The 340-nt window shown below is 50.0% G+C and carries 1 rRNA gene; it reads left to right on the top strand.

Annotated elements, in window-relative coordinates:
- Nucleotides 1–112: 112 nt before the first annotated feature.
- Nucleotides 113–225 (top strand): 5S ribosomal RNA (gene rrf, locus AC0V2Y_RS29005).
- Nucleotides 226–340 lie beyond the last annotated feature (115 nt).

The raw sequence follows: 340 nt of genomic DNA, 5'->3' as shown, positions 1-340 counted from the left end.
ACATGTTGCGAAGTTGTTGATCGCAATCATTACCCAAAATTCTAAATAATCCGCTTCTTCCAGATTCATGGCTTTGTCGCTCCACTGAGGACAAATGCCGGTACAAGTTATGCCTGATGACCATAGCAAGTTGGTCCCACCCCTTCCCATCCCGAACAGGACCGTGAAACAACTTTGCGCCGATGATAGTGCTGCAACCAGTGTGAAAGTAGGTTATCGTCAGGCTTGTTATTCGCAGTAAGAGAAAAACCCGTCAAGCAATTGGCGGGTTTTTTTTCGTCTGGCGGTTGGATGCGCCGCTGGTGCTGTCGGCTTACGCTGCGCTAAGCCGACCTACGCC

It is taken from the genome of Janthinobacterium sp. BHSEK, assembly GCF_056174685.1.
This window is presented reverse-complemented; position numbering and strand designations above follow the sequence as displayed.